This is a genomic window from Stenotrophomonas sp. 278 (genome assembly GCF_003935715.1).
GTDB classification, from domain to species: domain Bacteria; phylum Pseudomonadota; class Gammaproteobacteria; order Xanthomonadales; family Xanthomonadaceae; genus Stenotrophomonas; species Stenotrophomonas maltophilia_AH.
On record NZ_RHPP01000044.1, the window covers coordinates 12,313 to 30,792 of the forward strand.

14 protein-coding genes and 1 pseudogene are annotated in these 18,480 nt (G+C 63.5%); 11 read left to right on the forward strand and 4 right to left on the reverse strand.

Annotated elements, in window-relative coordinates; genetic code table 11:
* Positions 1 to 80: 80 nt before the first annotated feature.
* Genes EGJ34_RS09430 through alaE form a run of 3 tightly spaced genes read left to right on the forward strand, consistent with a single transcriptional unit; the run spans position 81 to position 1,280 of the window.
* Positions 81 to 383: a hypothetical protein gene (locus tag EGJ34_RS09430; RefSeq protein ID WP_125360236.1), complete on the forward strand. Its 303-nt coding sequence runs from the start codon at positions 81 to 83 to the stop codon at positions 381 to 383.
* Positions 383 to 826 carry a type II toxin-antitoxin system VapC family toxin gene (locus tag EGJ34_RS09435; RefSeq protein WP_185750128.1) on the forward strand — a complete coding sequence of 148 codons (444 nt, stop codon included), beginning with the start codon at positions 383 to 385 and terminating at the stop codon, positions 824 to 826. The genes EGJ34_RS09430 and EGJ34_RS09435 overlap by 1 nt, the downstream gene beginning before the upstream one ends.
* Positions 810 to 1,280, forward strand: a complete 471-nt coding sequence (alaE, locus tag EGJ34_RS09440; RefSeq protein ID WP_125360238.1) for an L-alanine exporter AlaE — start codon at positions 810 to 812, stop codon at positions 1,278 to 1,280. The genes EGJ34_RS09435 and alaE overlap by 17 nt, the downstream gene beginning before the upstream one ends.
* Before the next feature lie 24 nt (positions 1,281 to 1,304).
* On the opposite strand, the gene EGJ34_RS09445 is transcribed toward alaE, so the two are convergent.
* Positions 1,305 to 2,141, reverse strand: coding sequence for an SDR family oxidoreductase (locus EGJ34_RS09445; protein WP_125360239.1), 837 nt, complete (start codon positions 2,139 to 2,141; stop codon positions 1,305 to 1,307).
* Positions 2,142 to 2,238: 97 nt separating this feature from the next.
* Here EGJ34_RS09445 and EGJ34_RS09450 point away from each other — a divergent pair, with 97 nt between their 5' ends.
* Entirely contained in the window at positions 2,239 to 3,144 is a 906-nt protein-coding gene (locus tag EGJ34_RS09450) for a LysR family transcriptional regulator (RefSeq protein ID WP_125360240.1), read from the forward strand.
* 516 nt (positions 3,145 to 3,660) lie between these two features.
* Here EGJ34_RS09450 and EGJ34_RS09460 read toward each other — a convergent pair.
* Entirely contained in the window at positions 3,661 to 3,981 is a 321-nt protein-coding gene (locus tag EGJ34_RS09460; RefSeq protein WP_125360242.1) for a hypothetical protein, read from the reverse strand.
* 309 nt (positions 3,982 to 4,290) lie between these two features.
* Complete coding sequence (locus EGJ34_RS22700; RefSeq protein ID WP_260476948.1) at positions 4,291 to 5,004, reverse strand: hypothetical protein; 714 nt, start codon at positions 5,002 to 5,004, stop codon at positions 4,291 to 4,293.
* Between the two features lie 276 nt (positions 5,005 to 5,280).
* Here EGJ34_RS22700 and EGJ34_RS09470 point away from each other — a divergent pair, with 276 nt between their 5' ends.
* From EGJ34_RS09470 to EGJ34_RS09500, 7 genes are all read left to right on the forward strand, one after another.
* The gene (locus EGJ34_RS09470) at positions 5,281 to 6,003 is read left to right on the forward strand and encodes an ATP-binding cassette domain-containing protein (RefSeq protein ID WP_125360243.1); all 723 of its coding nucleotides are present in this window, start codon (positions 5,281 to 5,283) and stop codon (positions 6,001 to 6,003) included.
* On the forward strand, positions 6,000 to 7,439 hold the full coding sequence (locus tag EGJ34_RS09475) for a DUF3526 domain-containing protein (RefSeq protein WP_125360244.1): 1,440 nt from the start codon (positions 6,000 to 6,002) through the stop codon (positions 7,437 to 7,439). Before EGJ34_RS09470 ends, EGJ34_RS09475 begins: the two co-directional genes overlap by 4 nt.
* The gene (locus EGJ34_RS09480) at positions 7,436 to 8,686 is read left to right on the forward strand and encodes a DUF3526 domain-containing protein (protein ID WP_125360245.1); all 1,251 of its coding nucleotides are present in this window, start codon (positions 7,436 to 7,438) and stop codon (positions 8,684 to 8,686) included. The genes EGJ34_RS09475 and EGJ34_RS09480 overlap by 4 nt, the downstream gene beginning before the upstream one ends.
* Positions 8,687 to 8,970: 284 nt before the next feature.
* On the forward strand, positions 8,971 to 9,936 hold the full coding sequence (locus tag EGJ34_RS09485; RefSeq protein WP_125360246.1) for a mechanosensitive ion channel domain-containing protein: 966 nt from the start codon (positions 8,971 to 8,973) through the stop codon (positions 9,934 to 9,936).
* A gap of 154 nt (positions 9,937 to 10,090) precedes the next feature.
* A complete protein-coding gene (locus tag EGJ34_RS09490) occupies positions 10,091 to 10,765 on the forward strand; it encodes a class I SAM-dependent methyltransferase (RefSeq protein ID WP_125360247.1) in 675 nt (224 codons plus the stop codon).
* Between the two features lie 142 nt (positions 10,766 to 10,907).
* Positions 10,908 to 13,229: an arylsulfatase gene (locus EGJ34_RS09495; RefSeq protein ID WP_125360248.1), complete on the forward strand. Its 2,322-nt coding sequence runs from the start codon at positions 10,908 to 10,910 to the stop codon at positions 13,227 to 13,229.
* 199 nt (positions 13,230 to 13,428) lie between these two features.
* The gene (locus EGJ34_RS09500) at positions 13,429 to 16,740 is read left to right on the forward strand and encodes a response regulator (RefSeq protein WP_221740404.1); all 3,312 of its coding nucleotides are present in this window, start codon (positions 13,429 to 13,431) and stop codon (positions 16,738 to 16,740) included.
* A 153-nt stretch (positions 16,741 to 16,893) separates the two neighbouring features.
* Here EGJ34_RS09500 and EGJ34_RS09505 read toward each other — a convergent pair.
* A pseudogene (locus EGJ34_RS09505) lies at positions 16,894 to 18,480 on the reverse strand (excinuclease ABC subunit A); the annotation flags it as partial.

Genomic DNA, 18,480 nt, shown 5'->3' on the forward strand with positions numbered 1-18,480 from the left:
GTGCCGTTGCGCGCAGTGCGCCCAACCTTGCGGCCTCAGTTCATTCTGGATATATTCTGGCAATACGTTGGAGAAGGAATATGAGCACGACGTCGCAACAGCGCGCACTCGCCAACTTCCGTGAACGACTGGCCAAACAGGGGCTCGTGCGCTTCGAAGTGACCGGGCGGGATTCGGACCGTGAGTTGGTGCGGGCCCTCGCCCGTCGACTTGCCGAGGGTGGTCCCAACGCTGATCGGCTGCGGGACACCGTAAAACGGAGCGTAGGTGGAGAGATGACGCCGAAGGGCGGCGTCCTGAAAGCGCTGCTCGCCTCACCGCTGATCGGCTCTGAACTCGACGTCGCCCGTCCTGATGAGGAAGGACGCAAGGTCGACCTTTGATGCGCTATCTGCTCGACACCAACATCATCAGCAACTTCACCAGGGCGACACCGTCACAATCGCTTATCGCCTGGATGGCAGAGCAGTCCGACGAGGATCTCTTCATCTCGACGCTGACCCTGGCCGAGCTTCGCCGCGGAATCCTGGAAATGCCGGCCGGAAAACGTCGAGATCAGCTCGAAGCCTGGTTCAACGGACCGCAAGGCCCCCAGGCCCTTTTCGCTGGTCGAATCCTCTCGTTTGATGATCAAGCAGGTCTGGTCTGGGCCGACCTTATGGCGGATGCCAAGTTGAACGGCCGTCCGCGCAGCGGTTTCGATACCATCATTGCAGCGATCGCGGCCGTCAATGGCTGCGTCGTGGTCACGGACAACGGGCGCGACTTCGCCGGCATTGAGGTCGTCAACCCGATCCGGGGAACAACTCATGAAAAGCAGGAATGACAGCGGCGCAGAGCCACAGAGAATGCGGTCTTTCCTTGCAGACACCTTGGCGCTTGTAATCTTCTTCACCATCACGGGGGCGTTGAACGAGCGTTTCGTTTCAAACATGACGTGGGAAGAGGTCGCTCACGCGCGTTTATTGGGCGCTGCGTTGATGGTTCCTGTTGCAAGGCCGTATGGGATGTGGCGCGACTTTCTGATGAGACGGGCGTCCACCGGTCGATGGTCCAGGTTGCTTTGGGACAGCACCGCCCTGGTCACGTTTCAGGTTCCCATCTACGCTGGAATCATCTTCGCCAGTGGTGCTTCCGGTAAAGATCTGGCATTCGGAGTGCTCGGTGCCACGGTGATCATGCTCGTATCAGGCCGACCGTATGGAGCCTTCCTCAACTGGGTGAGAGCCCGGTTCGGGCTGCCCCCTGGCGGGAGCAAGCCCATGAGCCTGCAGCATTGATGCCAGCGGCCAATTGCTCCGGAATCAACCCGTAGCGCGTGGCATGAACTTCCGGCGCATCATTTCACTGTATTCGGCCTCCGAGGCCGAGCGCCTGGCCTCAACCAGCGGCTTGATGTCATCGGTCGCCACGTAGCGCAGCTGCGTTGTGCCGTCTGTCACCGCGTCGAAGATGACCTTTGCGACGTCTGCAGACGTAGCCAGCCGGTTCGCGCGAAGGCCTGCGAATACCTCTTCGGTTCCGGCGATGAACGCTGCATAGTCATCGGGCGCGGCCGGTGCTTCCGCAGCCTCCTGAGCCAGCCGCTCGGAGAACTTCGTGTCCAGCACACCACCCGGCTCCACGATCTTGACGACGATGCCCTGCGACAGCAGTTCGTACGACAGCGACTCGGAGAATCCCTCCAGCGCGAACTTGCTGGCGTTGTAGGCGGAGATCATCGGCAGGCCGAAGACGCCGGCACCGGAGCTGACGTTGACGATGATCCCCTTGCGACGGGCGCGGAAGTGCGGAAGCACAGCGCGTGTGACCTCCATGACGCCAAACACATTGACGTCGAACTGCTCTTGTATTTTCTTGCGCGGTAGCGATTCGAATACGCCCCAAAGGCTGAACCCCGCATTGTTGACGACGGCATCGATGTGGCCGAAGCGGTTGATGGCGGTTTTCAGTGCTTCCTGAATGCTTTCCGCGTCCTGGACATCGAGACGTGTCACGAGCACGTTCGGTAGTCCGTCTAGTTCTGGGACAGCCGCGGTGTTCCGCATCGTGGCGACGACGTTGTGGCCCTTCGCGGCAAACAGCTTGGCGCTTTCCAGGCCAAAGCCCGAGGACGCACCGGTGATGAGGACGGTCGACATGGAAATTCCTGCATGTGGGGATGCAGGTAATCTAGGTTCGGCTCCACGGCACAACAATACGCCGCGCGTTGCATGCACCCATGAAAGAATCAGGACAATGGCAAGACCCGATATAGCTAACCTCAATGCAGTACTCAGCGTGGCCCGCCACCGCAACTTCAGGCGCGCTGCGGCGGAACTCGGCATGTCGCCGTCAGCCGTCAGTCACACGATCGCAGAACTGGAACATCGCCTGGGTATTCGGCTCTTCAATCGCACCACGCGCAGCGTGTCGTTGACGCCCGCGGGCGAGGAGTTCACTCGCCGGGTGGAGCCCGCACTGCAGGAGCTTGCGCTCGCACTCGACGCGATGAACCAGCATAGGGAAACCCCTTCCGGCAGGATCCGGATCAATACCTCCGTCGGCGGGGCGCACGTTCTGCTTGCCCCGATCCTGTTGCCTTTCCTGGCTCTCCATCCGGAGGTCCAGGTGGAGCTCGCCCTGGACAATGGTCTGATCGATATCGTCGACCAGGAGTTCGATATCGGCGCGCGGTTGATCGAAAGCGTGCCCAAGGACATGGTGGCGGTCCTGTGTAGTCCGCCCCTTCGCCTGGTCGTGGTGGCGTCACCGGGCTACATCGCCAAGCATGGGACTCCCTGGATACCTGAGGATCTGCTTGAACATGCGTGCTTCAGGATGCGATTTCCCAATGGTGGCGTCTACAAATGGGAATTCTCGAAGGACGGCGTCAAGAAGGAAATTGACGTGCGGGGACAGCTCAGCCTTTCCGGACATCAGGACCTCGCGCTGCAGGGTGCCATCGCAGGATATGGCATTGCGCTTGTCGCAGAACACATTGCACGACCCCATCTGGACCAGGCAGCGCTGGTGACAGTGCTTGACGACTGGACACCGCCCTTCCCCGGGCTCGCCCTCTTCTACCCGCCCGGCCGACCGATGACGGCAGCGGTGCGCGCATTCATTGAACATGCAAGGTCGCCTGACCACTGGCCGGCGTAGGTTCGGCGTAAGCTTCCATGTGCAGTCTGAGTGTCCTCGTGTCCTTCCGCTGGAGAAGCTACATGAACGCTTTCATGCCCGCTTTGATGTGTATCGGTCTGCTGAGCGCGTGCCAACGCGTAGAGCCAACGGAACCCGCCGTGGCACCGCAGGCTGAAACGCTCGCGCCCTCGCCCGCCACGCGCGCTTCTTCGCTGGTACTCGTTGGGACTGGCTATCCGACCGACGGAGCCCCCTGTCGCCGTCTCGGCGAGAGCGAAGCAACCTCGCAGTGGCTTGATCACACCGCAGACCTCGCCGGCTGCCCCGATCCCGCGTCCGCGTCTGCACTCGGCGGAAAGGTCCTCGCCACGATTGAAGGTATGACCGTGGTCTCGGTACCTCGCGGGTCGCCTGCCGAGACGCAGCCGGACGGCGGCACCAGCGGCCCGAAGCCTTGATCGTGGGCCGCTGATAGCCTCACGCGCAGGCAGGTGATTTCGGGGCGGCGATGCCGCCGCCCCGTCTACCTTCCGCTTACCTGGCCAGAACCAGCCTCCACCGATCCCCGGTGGCCTGGAACCGCACGACCGCCTCGGAGAGCGCCTCTCTCGACGGATTCCCAGCGAGCACAATCAGCTCCTGCCCGGTACCCAGGTACATCCGTCTACCCGGCTCCACCCCAAGATCACGAATCCACAGCCCGCGCGTTTTCATGCACGGCACGCTCGGGCATCCGGGATAGGTCTTCAGGCCTTCATGGTGAAGCGCGTTGATCATCACGCTCTTCGGTGCGCGCCAGAAGCGCCTGCGGAACTCGCGCTGCTCTTCGGTCAGGTTGGCCCAGTCGTTGTCCATTATGGTCTCCTCGTGGTGCTCCATCGCCAGGATGGCGGCTCAGAGCTGTGATTAGCGGTAGGACGTATTTCCGCAAGGGCGCTGCACATCGCTACCCAGCAGACATACGTCATCCAACTTGCAAACAACTAATCGAGGCTCTGACACCTGAGGCACGGCATGCGCCAGAAATGAGGATAGCGAAATCCTCAGTATTTCAACCGCTCGGCACGTGTGAGCAACAAGTTATCTAGGTCCCGGCGTGTTGGACGATGTCGCATCCAGCGCAAAGAGCGCTCGCTGCGTCGCATTCAAGAGGTTTCAACACGCCTAGGGTTGCGGTTCTTCGAGTGATGCCTCGAGCAGCATCACGTAGGTATCCAATCGAACTCTCATGCCGATCAGCACCCAACCCATCACATACAGCAAAACCAGCGCGAAAATGAGCAGCCCACCAACGAGGTTTACATCAAATGCCCCGGCCCAGTCGCCCCATTCCCAGTTTCGAAACTGCAGGTAGAGCGCAATCAGCAAAGGAAACGGCCCCATCTTCTGGAGGCCACCGTACATCAGGCCGGTGCGATCAATCATGCCGGTTCGAATTTGGCTGACGTAACGAAGCCGTTGCTGGCGCTCGGTCTGCGGGAACTCGCGCAGCAGTGCTACCAGTTTCTTCCAATGCTTGAACTCGTCATCCATTTCAGCGGCATGGGATAGACGCGGCTTTTTATATTGCCGCCCTTCCCTGGTCAGCATCAGTGCAAATGAGAGAGCAAAGCCGGTTACCTCAATTGCCAGGCAGGCCTTAAGTGCTGTCACCATCCAGAGGGCCGGCTGCATGATTGCCGGCAGTGAGGCAATGGCGAGGCCAATACCTGTGGCTGCAAGGCCGCCCAAGAACGAGCCGCGCTCCAGTCGTGATGCCTTTGGGTAGATGGTGGTCGAGGCGTTGGCCTGCACCTGGTGGTACAGCCAGGAGAAGGTCAGTTCGGCCTGGGGATCCGAGTTGGTCGTGGGTGCGCGATTGGCGACCTGCATATCCATTGCGGGTGATTCCTTCGGGCTTTTTGGGCCGTGTGCGTGTGTCGGTGCGAAATGACTGCGGGGCTATCGTACTGCGAGGATCCCTTGCTTGGCATTGGCCACGCCGAGCTGCCGCGTCGTGAATCGTTGTCTGCGTGGGCCGGCCAACGGCCGGCGCTACCGGACGGCGACGAGAGTGCGGCGTCACGACGGCAGCCGCGCGGCCCATTCACCGTAATGATATGCAATAACCTTACGTGGTAGGCTGCTCGCCCCCCTTCCCTCACGAGTGCCGCATTGACCTCCTCTACCCCCGTCGTCGACGTCCGCGCCCTGCAGGTGGCGTTCTCCGGTAAGCCCGTGATCAACGGCCTGAACCTCCAGGTCGAACCCGGCAGCATCTATGCCCTGCTGGGAGGAAACGGTGCCGGCAAGTCCACCACCCTCTCGGTGCTGCTGGGCTTCCTGAGGCCCCAAGCCGGGGAAGTCCGGGTTGCCGGGGTGACGCCCTGGGAAGATCCCGCCCGTGCCCGCAGCCAATTGGCCTACCTGCCGGAGAACGTTGCGCTGTATGAGCACCTGACGGCGGTGGAGAACGCGGATTACCTGCTCTCCCTGAGCGGCACTGCGGTTTCCCGCGATGCTCTGGTCGAGGCGCTGCGGGCTGCCGGGCTGCAGGAGGCAGCGTGGCATCAGCGGCTGGGGCGGTTCTCCAAGGGCATGCGGCAGAAGGTGGCCATCGCCATCGCACTGATGCGTCAGGTGCCGTTGTTGCTGCTTGATGAGCCTACTTCCGGGCTGGATCCGGGTGCCAGTGCGGATTTCCATGGGCTGCTTGAGTCTGTGCGGGCACGGGGTACGGCCGTGCTGATGGTGACGCATGACCTGATGGGTGCGGTGGAGGTGGCGGACCGGATTGGGGTGTTGGAGCGTGGAAGCATTGCGTATGCGTCCGAACGTGGGGCATTTGATCTGCCCGCCCTGCACGCCCACTTCTCCGGCAGGGCCACGGCGGCATGAGTGCCTGGGTTCTGGTAATGCGCAATGAACTGCGCGCCATGCTGCGGGACCGCACTGCAGTTGCGGGCATTGTGCTGCTGACCCTGTTGGCGGTGGCCGCTACGGCTGTCTCCTCGCACCACATGCAGTCGGCAGCAGAGTACCGGCAGCGCCAGCAGGCCGCCGCACAGGAGGCGTTCGACGCCCAGCCGGACCGGCATCCGCATCGCGTGGTGCACTACGGGCACTTCGTGTATCGGCTGCCCTCCGCGCTGGCGGCGTTTGATCCTGGGGTGGATCCGTTCACCGGCAGCAGCATGTTTCTCGAAGGGCATCGGCAGAACACCGCCAACTTCGGCGATGTGATGCAGAGCTCCATCCTCACCCGCTTCGGTCAGCTCACGCCGGCGTTCGTGCTGCAGATTCTGGCACCGCTGGTGCTGATTTTCCTCGGCCACGGCGTGCTGGCGCAGGAGCGCGAGCGCGGCACGCTGCGTCAGCTGATGCTTCAAGGTGCCTCGCTACGGGCGATTGTGGGAGGCAAGCTGGCTGCGCTGTGGCTGGTGTCGCTGGTATTCATGCTGCCGGCCTTCGTTGGGCTCGCGTTGTTGGCGATGGCACCTGAGGCTTCCGGCGTGGTGGCGACGGTGCTGATGCTCGGCTATGTGCTGTATCTGGGCAGCTGGTGCGCGGTGATTGCGGCTGCATCGGCACTGCTGGCACGCCGGCGCGATGCCCTGCTGGTGCTGGTGGCGGTATGGGCGGTCTCTGCCCTTCTGGTGCCGCGCGTGGCTCCTGATGTGGCCTATGCCGCCTACACGCTGCCGGACCGGCTGCAGACCGAGGTCGGCATCGGACGCGACCTGCGCGCACTGGGCGACAGCCATAATGCGGATGACCCCTACTTCTCCGCGTTCCGCCGCAGGGTGCTGGAACAGTACGGCGTGTCGCGCATCGAAGACCTGCCGGTGAACTACAAAGGCTTGCTGGCGGTGGAAGGCGAGCGGGTGACGTCCGCCCTGTTCAACGACTATGCCGAGCGCAGTGCCGAGGCGCAGCACAAGCAGAACGAGCTGGTGGGCCGCTTCGCGCTGCTCAGCCCGTCCATTGCCCTGCGTCAGCTTTCGATGGCTGCCGCGGCGACGGACCTGTCCGCGCACCTGCGGTTCCTGGATCAGGCCGAAGCGCACCGTTATCGCCTGGTCCAGCAGCTGAACCAGCTCCAGGCCGACGGCGTGAGTTACGCCGACGATACCGCCAAGGATGCGGGTGCTGACCAGCGCAAGCGCGTGGACAGCAGCCACTGGCAGGAGATTCCGCACTTCCAGTTCAGCCCGCCGGCGTGGACGACCGTGTTGCACAGTCTGTTGCCCGGCCTGTTGATTCTGTTTGGCTGGCTGCTGGCCACCCTGCTCGCGCTCGCCCTGAGCGCCCGCCGTCTGGAGGTGGCGCGATGAAACTGTGGAAGTACGAATGGACCCTGCTGCTGCGCTCCAAGGTGGCGGTGGCCGGCCTGGTGTTGCTGGCGGCGTTGACCGTGGCCAGCCTCATTTCCGGCGTGCAGCGGATCGACAGCCAGCGTGAGGCCATCGCCCGTATCGCCGGACTGCAGGCTGAAGACATGGCTGCGTTGGTTGCGAAGAATGGACCGTCGCAGGATGCAGGCACGGCGGCCTATTACTCCTTCCACCCCACCTGGAACCCGCCGTCACCGCTGGCGTTTGCTGCCGTGGGCATGCGGGACGTGGCCCCCTTTGTGCTGCGCGTGCGTGCATTGGGATTGGAAGCGCAGATCCACGATGGCGACGCCTTCAATCCGGAGCTGGCCCTGGCCGGCCGGTTCGACTTCGCGTTCCTGCTCACCTTCCTGGCCCCGCTTTTCGTGATCGTGCTGTTCCACGATCTGCGTTCGGCCGAGCGTGAATCCGGACGGGAACGAACCCTGGCCAGTCTGCCGGGTTCGCTCACCCGCCTGTATGGGCGGCGTGCGGTGGTGAGGGGTTTGGCCCTGACCGTCTCCCTGGGCGTTCCTTTTGCGGTGGTGGCGATCCAGCAGGGCGTGCCTGCCTTGCAGATCGTGGGCGTGCTGGGGTTGATGGTGGCCTACCTCGCCTTCTGGATTGCCGTGGCCCTGCTGGTGGCATGGCGCAGCTGGGCGTCCAGCACCAACGCCGCCACATTGGCCGCGGTGTGGGTCACGGTGGCGCTGGTGCTGCCGGCGCTGTCCAACGTGGCGATCGAGCGGGCTATTCCGGTGGAGCAAGGGGCCGAGATTGCGCGCGCTCAGCGCGAGGCAGTCAACGGTGCCTGGGACATTCCGCGCGAGGACACCATGCAGCGCTTCTATGCGAAGTATCCGGAATGGAGTCAGTCGGCACCGCTTGGCACCGCGTTCCACTACAAGTGGTATCTGGCGTTTCACCAGAACGGGGATGATTCGGTTGCGCCGATGAGCGCGGCGTACCGGGCGGGGATCGAGAAGCGTACTGATGCGGCGAATTCGCTGGGTTGGGTGCTGCCGCCGGTTGGGCTGCAGGCGGCGCTGACGCGGATGGCGGGGACGGATATGCAGGCGCACCTTGCCTATCAGGACCGGATTCGCGCGTATCACGCACAGCTGCGGCGGTTCTATTACGGGTTCCTGTTTGGGGACAGGCCGTTCCGGGAGGAGGATTACGGGCGGGCGCCGGAATTCACCCCGTAGAGCCGGGCTTGCCCGGCTGCCTTTGGCATCAAGCGCCCCAGTCTGGTCATCAAGCAGGGATCTGCGACATCCTTGAATGTGGTCGTGTGTCGATTTTTCTGCGAAGAGCAGCCGGGCAAGCCCGGCTCTACGGAACGGGGCATTCCCCCGGGCAGTGGGCAGGCGGGTGCGGGTTAACCAGTACAAACCACCAGGCGGCCCCGTAGTTCTACGGTGGACGCCATGCAGATGCAGCCGGAAAGTGGGGTGCACGGGCGGCCCCCTCCCCCGCCTCTGGCTCCACGATGGCAGATCTCCGCGATGTAAAAGATGCCCTGGCACTCGAGCCCCTTTCATTCTTGGGGGTTGGGGTCAGCCTCGGCGACGCCCTCGCCGGCGTGCTGGCGCTGCTGGTCACCTGGCTGCTGGCCAGCGCGGTACGTCGTGGCATCCGCAGGTATGGCAGCCGTCACCCCGACGCTAACCAGGCCACGCTGTACACCTTCTCGCGACTCCTCCATTACGTGATTCTTGGCTTTGGTGCCCTTGTCGCCCTCCAGGTCGCGGGTGTCCCGCTGAGCCAGTTTGCCGTGTTCACGGGTGCCATCGGCGTCGGCTTGGGCTTTGGCATGCAGGCCATCTTCAGCAATTTTGTTTCCGGGCTGATCCTGCTGTTCGACCGCTCACTGAGGGTGGGTGATTTCATCGAGCTGGACAAGGACACCCGGGGCGTCGTGAAGTCGATCGACATTCGTTCCACCCTGATCACCACCAACGACAACATTGATGTGCTCGTACCCAACTCGGAATTCGTGACCAAGCGCCTGGTCAACTGGACCCACGGCTCGCTCAACCGCAGGATCCGGATCGCATTCTCGGTGGATCTCGATGTCGACAAGGAACTGGTCAAGAAGGCCGCGCTGGATGCGGCCCTGCAGGTGCCCTTCACGCTGGCGGCGTCCGGGCCGAAGCGGCCGCAGCTGTGGCTGATGGGGGGCGAAGGCAGCTCGATGGACTACATCCTGGCCGTATGGCTGACGGAAGCGGCGTCGCGACGGAATTCGGCTGTGCGGGCAGCGTATCTGTGGGAGCTGGACAGTGCGTTCAAGCGCCATGGTGTGGTGAATGCCCTGCCCCGTAGCGAAATTCGTTTTTCCCGGGCGTCCGCGCGGTCGTTTGATGACACGTTTGAAGGGCGGGAAGCGGTCTCTGTGAACGACGCGAAGGAAGAGGCGCAGATGGCGGCGGAAGAGGCGCAATCGCGGACGTAGAGCCGGGCTTGCCCGGCTGCTTGGGGCTTTTGGGTGGCTTGGTTTGGCGGATCATGCGTGAAAAGCAGCCGGGCAAGCCCGGCTCTACGGCTGGCTTCGCCATATGTAACGTTGTGTGTTACATACTTGGGGTCATGCTTTGTGCCGAGTTCCCATGTCCACGTTCCAAGACGCCGCCGCCGTCAGCCGTTATCAGGAAACCGCCCAGGCCAAAGTGCCTGGCATGGCTGCCCTCCATCGCATGACCCATGTGCTTCTCGCGGAGTCAGTCCCGGCGCATGGCGACATTTTGGTATTGGGGGCTGGAGGCGGGCTCGAGCTCAGCGCCTTTGCCCAGGCGCATCCAGGTTGGCGCTTTGTCGGGGTGGACCCCTCTGCGCCCATGCTGGAGCTTGCGCGGGAGACGCTGGGTGCCGAGGGTTCCCGTGCCGAGCTGGTGGAGGGATTCATCGAGGATGCGCCGCTGCGGCATTTCGATGGGGCTACCTGCATTCTGACGCTGCACTTTCTTGACCGTGATGCGCGGCTGCGGACCTTGCGGGAGTTGTTCTTAAGGCTCAAGCCGGGTGGCGTGCTGGTGGTTGCGCACCACAGCTATGCGCCTGAGGAGAGCCTGCGTTGGCTTCGTCGTTCTGCTGCCTTTGCTTCGGCCAATGGCGTGGTGAGTGAACAGGATGAGGTTGGGATTGTCGCTATGTCGACCAAGCTGCCGGCGCTTTCCGCGAGAGACGAGGTGGCGCTTCTTGAGGCGGCGGGGTTTGAGGAGGTGGAGCTGTTCTACGCTGCGCTGAGCTTCCGGGGCTGGGTGGCGCGTCGACCGCAGGCTTAGGCGGCGCCGCGCTTTTGTAGAGCCGGGCTTGCCCGGCTGCTCTGCACTCACCAGTAATGTTGCTGAGGCATCCTTCGGTAGTTTCCCTGATGTCTCGTAGAGCGGATTGGCCTTGAATAGCCGCTCTATCGAGGAAAACGCCATGGCCAACGGCACTTTCGGTGGCTACATCGACCTGGACATCCGCCAGTCCAAACCTGACTGGCCGTCGTTCCTTGACCGCAAGGCCCCTGCGGGGGCCCCCAATGTCCTGGTCATCCTGTATGACGACACTGGACAGGCCGCCTGGTCCCCATATGGCGGCCGGATCGAAATGCCCACCTTGGACAGGTTGGCCCGCAACGGCCTGACCTATAGCCAGTGGCACACCACCGCCGTGTGTTCTCCCACCCGGTCCTGCTTCCTCACTGGGCGAAACCATCACCAGAACGGGTTCGGCACCATTGCTGAATCGGCTGCCGGCTTCCCCGGCTACGCCGGGCATATCCCGCCCGAGAACGCCACCATGGCCACCGTGCTGCGCGATGCCGGCTGGTCGACGCTCTGGGTAGGCAAGAACCACAATGTGCCGGTCGATGCGTTCGACATCGCGGCCAACCGGCGGCACTGGCCGTTGGGCCTCGGCTACGACCGCTTCTACGGCTTCATCGGCGGCGAAACCAACCAGTGGTTCCCTGAGCTGATCGAGGACAACCACTACGTAAGCCAGCCCTCCACGCCCGCAGAGGGATATCACTTCTCGAAGGATATCGTCGACAAGTCCATTTCCTTCATTCAGGACAGCCGTCAGTCCCGCGCTGACAAGCCGTGGTACCTGTGGCTCTGCCCGGGTGCCAACCACGCTCCGCACCACGCGCCGCAGGACTACATCGACAAGTACAAGGGAAAGTTCGACGACGGTTACGAAGCGTATCGACCCTGGGTGCTGGCGCGGATGATTGAGCGCGGCATTCTGCCCGAGGGCACCGCCCTGACCGACGTCAACCCGATGTCGGAGGGGACGTTCATTGAAGGCGACAGCGTGCGTCCCTGGGGCACCCTCAATGACGATGAGAAGCGGCTGTTCAGCCGCATGGCCGAGGTGTATGCCGCCTTCTCTGAATACACTGACGTGCAGATCGGGCGGTTGATCGACTATCTGGAAGAGTCAGGGCAGCTGGACAACACCCTGATCCTGTACTGCGCCGACAATGGTGCGTCAGGCGAAGGCAGCCCCGACGGGTCGGTCAATGAAAACCGGTTCTTCAACGGTTACCCGGACGATATCGCCTCGAACCTGGCCTTGATCGACAAACTCGGCTCACCCGACACCTACAACCACTATCCTACCGGCTGGGCGGTCGCGTTCAGCACGCCGTACCGCATGTTCAAGCGCTACGCGGGATATGCCGGCGGCACTTGCGATCCTCTGGTGATCCATTGGCCGCAGGGTATCCAGGCCAAAGGCGAGGTCCGCCACCAGTATCACCATTGCACGGACATCGTGCCGACCATTCTGGAATGCTGCGGCGTGGCCATGCCGGAGGTGGTGCATGGAGTAAAACAATCCCCCTTGCCCGGGGTGTCCATGCGCTACAGCTTTGACGACGCCCAAGCGGCTACCCGCAAGAAGACCCAGTATTACGAAATGCTAAGCACGCGCGGGATCTGGCACAACGGCTGGAAAGCGGCAACAGAGCACGGGCCGATGATCAACAAGGGGGCCTTCGAACAGGACCGCTGGCAGCTGTTCCACACCGACCAGGATCGCTCGGAGGCCCACGATCTCGCCGCCGAACATCCGAACAAAGTGGCCGAGTTGGCAGCGCTCTGGCTGGAAGAAGCGAAACGCTTCAACGTGCTGCCATTGAACGACTACGGCGTAGTTGGCATTCACTCTCTGGAATACAAGGTCGCCCCGCCCGCGGATGGCCGTTACGTCTACTACCCGGGCACAACCGAGGTGCCTGAAGCGTCTTCAGCGCGGACGCTGGGCACTTCCTTCCGCATCATTGCCGACGTGGAGTTTTCTGCGGATACGCAGGGGGTCATCGTTTCACAGGGCTCGCGATTCGGTGGCTACAGCCTGTTCGTGGCCAACGGTCAGCTTCAGTTCGTCTACAACTTCCTGGGGATCCCGCCCGAGCAGGTGCTGACAGCCGCTATCCCTGCGGAAGGCCGACACCTGGTGGGGGTGAGCTTTGACAAAAAGTCCATCAGCGAAAAGAACGAAGCCGTGGGGCGCATGACGCTGCACGTGGACGACCGCGTTGTGGCAAGCGCGGACTTCCGCACCCAGACCGGGCATTATGCGCTGGCGGGCGAAGGGCTCGCCGTGGGTTACGACAGCGGTGACCCGGTGTCTACCCGCTACCCGTCCCCGTCGGCCTTCAGTGGGCACATTCACAAGGTGACCTATGACATCGCCGACGATGGCTATGTAGATATGGAGCGGAAGCTGGCTGCTGCTTTGGCCCGAGATTAGGGAGGCACGTTTTAGGTTGATGCGAATGGCAGCCGGGCAAGCCCGGCTCTACGGGTTCGCCGTCGCTGAGGCATCGCCCCATGCTACGCTGGGCTGTTGCGCCTACCCTGCCCTGTCAATGACCGCCAAGCTCAAGCCCCGCTTTGACTCCCCCAATGCCGGCGCTGCCTTCCGTACGCTTTGGCCCCTCCTTGGGGTCATGCTGTTCTTCCTTGGCAGCGGTTTCCTGGCCAGCAAGAACATCCGCACCATCCGGGAAGGCAGTGCTGAGGTCATCCTCTCCCAGGAAACGATGACCGCCCTGGGCGACGTCCTCTCGGCCGTCCAGGACGCCGAGACCGGCCAGCGAGGGTACCTGCTTACCGGCAATGAGGCCTATCTGGAGCCCTACGAGACCGCGCTGCGCGATGCCAACACGCGGCTGGAAGCCATGCAGCGGGCGCTGGCGTACGACCCCGCCCAGAGCGAGCGGCTCCAACTGCTGAAGCGCGGGGTCCAGGCCAAGATGGAGGAGCTGCACGAGACCATCGAACTGCGGCGCACCCAGGGGTTTGAAGCAGCCCTGACCGTGGTCAACTCCAATCGCGGCAAGGCCGCCATGGATGACATCCGTGCACGCCTTACCGCGATGCGTACCATCGAGCTCGACAAGCGCGCGCAGCGCCTGGCAGAAATGGACGAGGCTTACAGCGCGGCGCTCACCACCGGTGCGGCCACTGCCGTGCTGGGCATCATTCTGACCACCCTCATCGCCTTCCTGCTTCGCCGCCACGCCAAGGCCCGCGACCGCAGCGCCTGGCTGCAGCAGGGCAGGCTGGAGCTGACCACTGCGACCGGTGGCGACCTGGACAACGATGTTCTGGCCAAGGCCAGCCTCGGCTTCCTTGCCCGCTACACCGGCGCCGAGGCCGGCATGCTGTTTGTGCCGACCGAAGCCGGCTTCCATCGCATTGGTGCCGTGGGCACCACTTCGGCCGTCGACATCCTCGAAGGCGGCGCGCTGCGACCGGCCGAGTCCCTGCTGGGCCGCGCCGTGGACGAGAAGCGCGTGCTGCTGGTATCGGACGTGCCGGCCGGCTACTTCACGGTCGGTTCGGGACTGGGACAAAGCCAACCCCGCCATCTGGTCATCGCACCTGCCATCCATGAAGGAGAAGTCACCGGGGTCATCGAACTCGGCTTCTTCGGCGCGGTACCCAGCGAGGTGGTTGAACTGCTGGAGATGGCCTCCGGTGACCTGGCCGTAGCCCTGCGTTCGGCCGCCTACCGGGCCAAGCTGTCCGAGCTTCTGGCCCAGACCCAGGCGCAATCCGAGGCCCTGCAGGTGCAGAGCGAGGAGCTGCGGGTTTCCAACGAAGAGCTGGAGGAACACAGCCGCGCATTGCGCGCTTCCCAGGCGGAGCTGGAAGAACAGCAGGCAGAGCTGGAACAGACCAACAACCAGCTGTTCGACCAGTCGCTGCAGCTGGAGGAAGAGCGCGACAAGCTCGCCCGCGCCAATGCCGGCATCGTGGCCGAAGCCAGCAAGGTGCAGCGTGCCAGCCAGTACAAGTCCGAGTTCCTGGCCAACATGTCGCACGAGCTGCGCACGCCGCTCAACTCCGCGCTGATTCTTTCCAAGCTGCTGGGCGACAACCGCGAAGGCAACCTGACCGAAGAACAGGTGAAGTTCGCCCGCACCATTCACTCCTCGGGCTCGGACCTTCTGAACCTCATCAACGAGATTCTGGATCTTTCCAAGATCGAGGCCGGGCATATCCAGGTGCATGCCGAGGCTTTCAGTGTTGAAAAGCTGCTGGGCGACATCGCCACGTTGCTGGGGCCGGTCGCCGCTGAGAAAGGTTTGACCTTGAGCGTCTCCATGGCTGACGGCTGCCCGCTGGTGATCGAGTCCGACCGCCAGCGCCTCGAGCAGATTCTGAAGAACCTGTTGTCGAACGCACTGAAGTTCACTGAGCAAGGCGGCGTTTCCGTGACAGCATCGGCGGCGCGCGATGGCCTGGTGGTGTTCTCGGTGACAGACACCGGCATCGGCATCGCGCCCGAGCAGCAGACGCGCATCTTCGAAGCATTCCAGCAGGCCGATGGCTCGATCAGCCGTCGTTACGGCGGCACCGGGCTGGGGTTGTCCATTTCCCAGGAGCTGGCTCGATTGCTGGGCGGCAACATCACCGTGGACAGTGAGCTGGGCAAAGGCAGCTGCTTCCGGGTGACGGTTGCAGGTCGGCTGGTTCCCGCAGAGCAGCATGCGGCTCCCGTCGTCGAGCGCATGCCAGTACCGGCGCAGGAGGCCCGCCCGGTGCCGGTTGCCACGCGCAACAATGGACGCGGGCTGATTCTTATCGTCGAGGACGACATCGCATTCGGTGAGATCGTGCGCGATCTGGTCACTGAAATGGGCTTCAGTGCGCATCTGGTGCACAACGCCCGCGATGCTCTCGCGGCCACGCGGGCAGAGCTGCCGCATGCCATCGTGCTGGACATCGGCCTGCCCGACCAGTCGGGGCTTTCGGTACTGGACATTCTCAAGCACGACATGCGCACCCGGCATATTCCCATCCACGTGGTGTCTGCGATGGACCACTCGCACAAGGCGCTGTCCCTGGGTGCTGTAGGTTATCTGGGCAAGCCGGCCACCCGCGACCAGCTGGCCGACGTGCTCGATTCGCTGGAGCGCCGGCTGCTGCAGCGGCCGCGCCTGGTGCTGGTGGTGGAGGATGATGCCGTCCAGCTGGACGCCGTGCGTGAACTGCTGGCGGGCGCCGACGTGGAGACGGTCGGTGCCGGGTCCGCCTCGGAATGCCTGGAGGCACTTTCGCAGCACACGTTCGACTGCATGGTGCTGGACCTGACCCTGCCCGATGCTTCCGGCTTCGAGCTGCTGGAGATGCTCAGCGAGAAGAGCACGCACGCTCTGCCCCCGATCATCGTCTACACCGGACGGGTGTTGTCGCCGGCGGAAGAGGTGCGTCTGGGCCGCTATTCCAACTCCATCATCATCAAGGGTGCACGTTCACCCGAGCGGCTGCTGGATGAGGTCACCTTGTTCCTGCACCAGGTGGTCAGCAACCTGCCGGAATCCAAGCAGGGCATGATCCGCATCGCGCAGCGCCGGGATAGCGCGATGGAAGGCAAGCGCGTGCTGGTGGTGGAGGACGACGTCCGCAACATCTATGCACTGATGAACGTGCTTGAGCCGCAGGGCTGCAAGGTGTCCATTGCCCGCAATGGGCAGGAGGCCATCGATGCACTGAAGGGTGCTGTTGATGGTCCCGATCCCATCGAACTTGTGCTGATGGACATCATGATGCCGGTAATGGATGGCCTGACGGCTACCCGCGAGATCCGGCAGGATGCGCGCTTCCGTGATCTACCGATCATCGCGCTGACCGCCAAGGCGATGCCGGATGACCAGCAGCAATGCATCCAGGCCGGGGCGAATGACTATGTGGCCAAGCCGTTGGATGTGGACAAGCTGATTTCGCTGGTGCGGGTGTGGTTGATGGCGTGACACCTTGGTGCGGGCGTGATTGATGTCTGAAGCCCTGGCGTGGGTGTGACTGATGATCTGACCGCGTAGAGCCGGGCTTGCCCGGCTGGCATCATCATTCGCCAGCAAAGAGCAGCCGGGCAAGCCCGGCTCTACGGTGCACGTCGCCGTCTTTCAGGGCGGCCCGCCGGCGCGGTGCGCGGTGATGCCCAGCTCCCGCGCGAGGAACGGCGCTGTCCTGCTTTCTGGCGCGCGGGCGACCTCAGGCGGTGTTCCTGTTGCCACGATGGTGCCGCCCTCGCCTCCTGCGCCGGGGCCGACATCCATCACCCAGTCCGCCTGCGCGACAGACCGCATGTCATGTTCAATCATGACCACGGTGTTGCCTGCATCCACCAGCCGCTGCAGCTGTACCAACAGCCGATCCGCGTCTGAGGCATGCAGGCCGGTGGTGGGTTCGTCCAAGACGTACAGGGTTCGCCCGCGCTGGCTGCGCTGCAGTTCGGTGGCCAGCTTGATCCGCTGCGCTTCACCGCCGGAAAGCTCAGTGGCCGGCTGCCCGAGCCTCAGGTATCCCAGGCCGATTTCCTGCAGCAGCTGCAGCGGGCGCGCAATGGCATCTTCTTCGATGAAGAACGCGTGCGCCTCATCCACGGTCATCTGCAGAACCTCGGCGATGTTGCGGTCGTTCCACCGCACCTTCAGCGTGGCTTCGTTGTAACGCGCACCGTGGCAGGTGGGGCATGGCGCGTAGACGCTGGGCATGAACAGTAGCTCGACGCTGACAAACCCCTCGCCCTCGCAGGTCTCGCATCTGCCCTTGGCCACGTTGAACGAAAATCGCCCGGCGTCGAATCGGCGGCGGCGCGCCGCTGGCGTCGCTGCGAACAGCTTGCGCACATGGTCGAACAGCCCGGTGTAAGTGGCCAGGTTGGACCGCGGCGTACGGCCGATGGGCTTCTGATCCACCTGCACGACGCGCTGGATGGCGTCCACGTCGCCTGCCAGCTGACCTCGCGTTGCCTCGATGACCGACGGTCCTTCCATGGGCGCGGCGTCGGCGGAATCGTCCATGGGCTCATGGCCCAGGTGCAGCAGCATCAACTCAGGCAGCGCCTGCGCCATCAGGCTGGACTTGCCCGATCCTGAAATGCCGGTCACGGCGGTGAGCAGCCCAAGCGGCACCTGGGCATCCACACCTCGTAGATTGTGGCGGTGGATGCCCTTCAGCTCCAGCCACCCGCCCGGGCTGCGCTGCCGGCTGGCCGGTGCGGGCACCTGGTCGAAAAGATACCTGGCGGTGCGGGAATCCTTGACCTCGCGCAGCCCTTCAGGCTCCCCACTGTAGAGAACGCGCCCGCCGCGCTCGCCGGCCTCGGGGCCCACATCCACCAGCCACTGCGCGCGGCGCATCAGCTCCAGATCATGTTCGACCACGAACACCGAGTTTCCTCCGTCGCGCAGCCGGTCCAGCGCGTTGTACAGCGCATGGCTGTCAGCAGGATGCAGGCCCGCTGAAGGCTCATCCAACACGTAAAGAACGCCAAACAGCAACGAGCTCAGCTGCGTGGCCAGCCGCAGGCGCTGCAGTTCCCCGGCCGAAAGCGTCGGCGTGGCGCGGTCCAGCGAGAGATACCCCAGCCCCAGCTCGCGCAGCTGCCGTACCCGCGCCACGACTCCGGCAGCGAGGCGCTGTGCGGCCAGGCGTTTCTCTTCGGAAAGGGCCGAGGTCAGCCGTACGTCGGGCGCAGCGGCGTGCGC

Coding starts and splice junctions, on each gene's coding strand:
- EGJ34_RS09430 (WP_125360236.1), top strand. CDS start 81: ATGAGCACGACGTCGCAACAGCGCGCACTCGCCAACTTCCGTGAACGA.
- EGJ34_RS09435 (WP_185750128.1), top strand. CDS start 383: ATGCGCTATCTGCTCGACACCAACATCATCAGCAACTTCACCAGGGCG.
- alaE (WP_125360238.1), top strand. CDS start 810: ATGAAAAGCAGGAATGACAGCGGCGCAGAGCCACAGAGAATGCGGTCT.
- EGJ34_RS09445 (WP_125360239.1), bottom strand. CDS start 2,141: ATGTCGACCGTCCTCATCACCGGTGCGTCCTCGGGCTTTGGCCTGGAA.
- EGJ34_RS09450 (WP_125360240.1), top strand. CDS start 2,239: ATGGCAAGACCCGATATAGCTAACCTCAATGCAGTACTCAGCGTGGCC.
- EGJ34_RS09460 (WP_125360242.1), bottom strand. CDS start 3,981: ATGGACAACGACTGGGCCAACCTGACCGAAGAGCAGCGCGAGTTCCGC.
- EGJ34_RS22700 (WP_260476948.1), bottom strand. CDS start 5,004: ATGGATATGCAGGTCGCCAATCGCGCACCCACGACCAACTCGGATCCC.
- EGJ34_RS09475 (WP_125360244.1), top strand. CDS start 6,000: ATGAGTGCCTGGGTTCTGGTAATGCGCAATGAACTGCGCGCCATGCTG.
- EGJ34_RS09480 (WP_125360245.1), top strand. CDS start 7,436: ATGAAACTGTGGAAGTACGAATGGACCCTGCTGCTGCGCTCCAAGGTG.
- EGJ34_RS09485 (WP_125360246.1), top strand. CDS start 8,971: ATGGCAGATCTCCGCGATGTAAAAGATGCCCTGGCACTCGAGCCCCTT.
- EGJ34_RS09490 (WP_125360247.1), top strand. CDS start 10,091: ATGTCCACGTTCCAAGACGCCGCCGCCGTCAGCCGTTATCAGGAAACC.
- EGJ34_RS09495 (WP_125360248.1), top strand. CDS start 10,908: ATGGCCAACGGCACTTTCGGTGGCTACATCGACCTGGACATCCGCCAG.
- EGJ34_RS09500 (WP_221740404.1), top strand. CDS start 13,429: ATGCTGTTCTTCCTTGGCAGCGGTTTCCTGGCCAGCAAGAACATCCGC.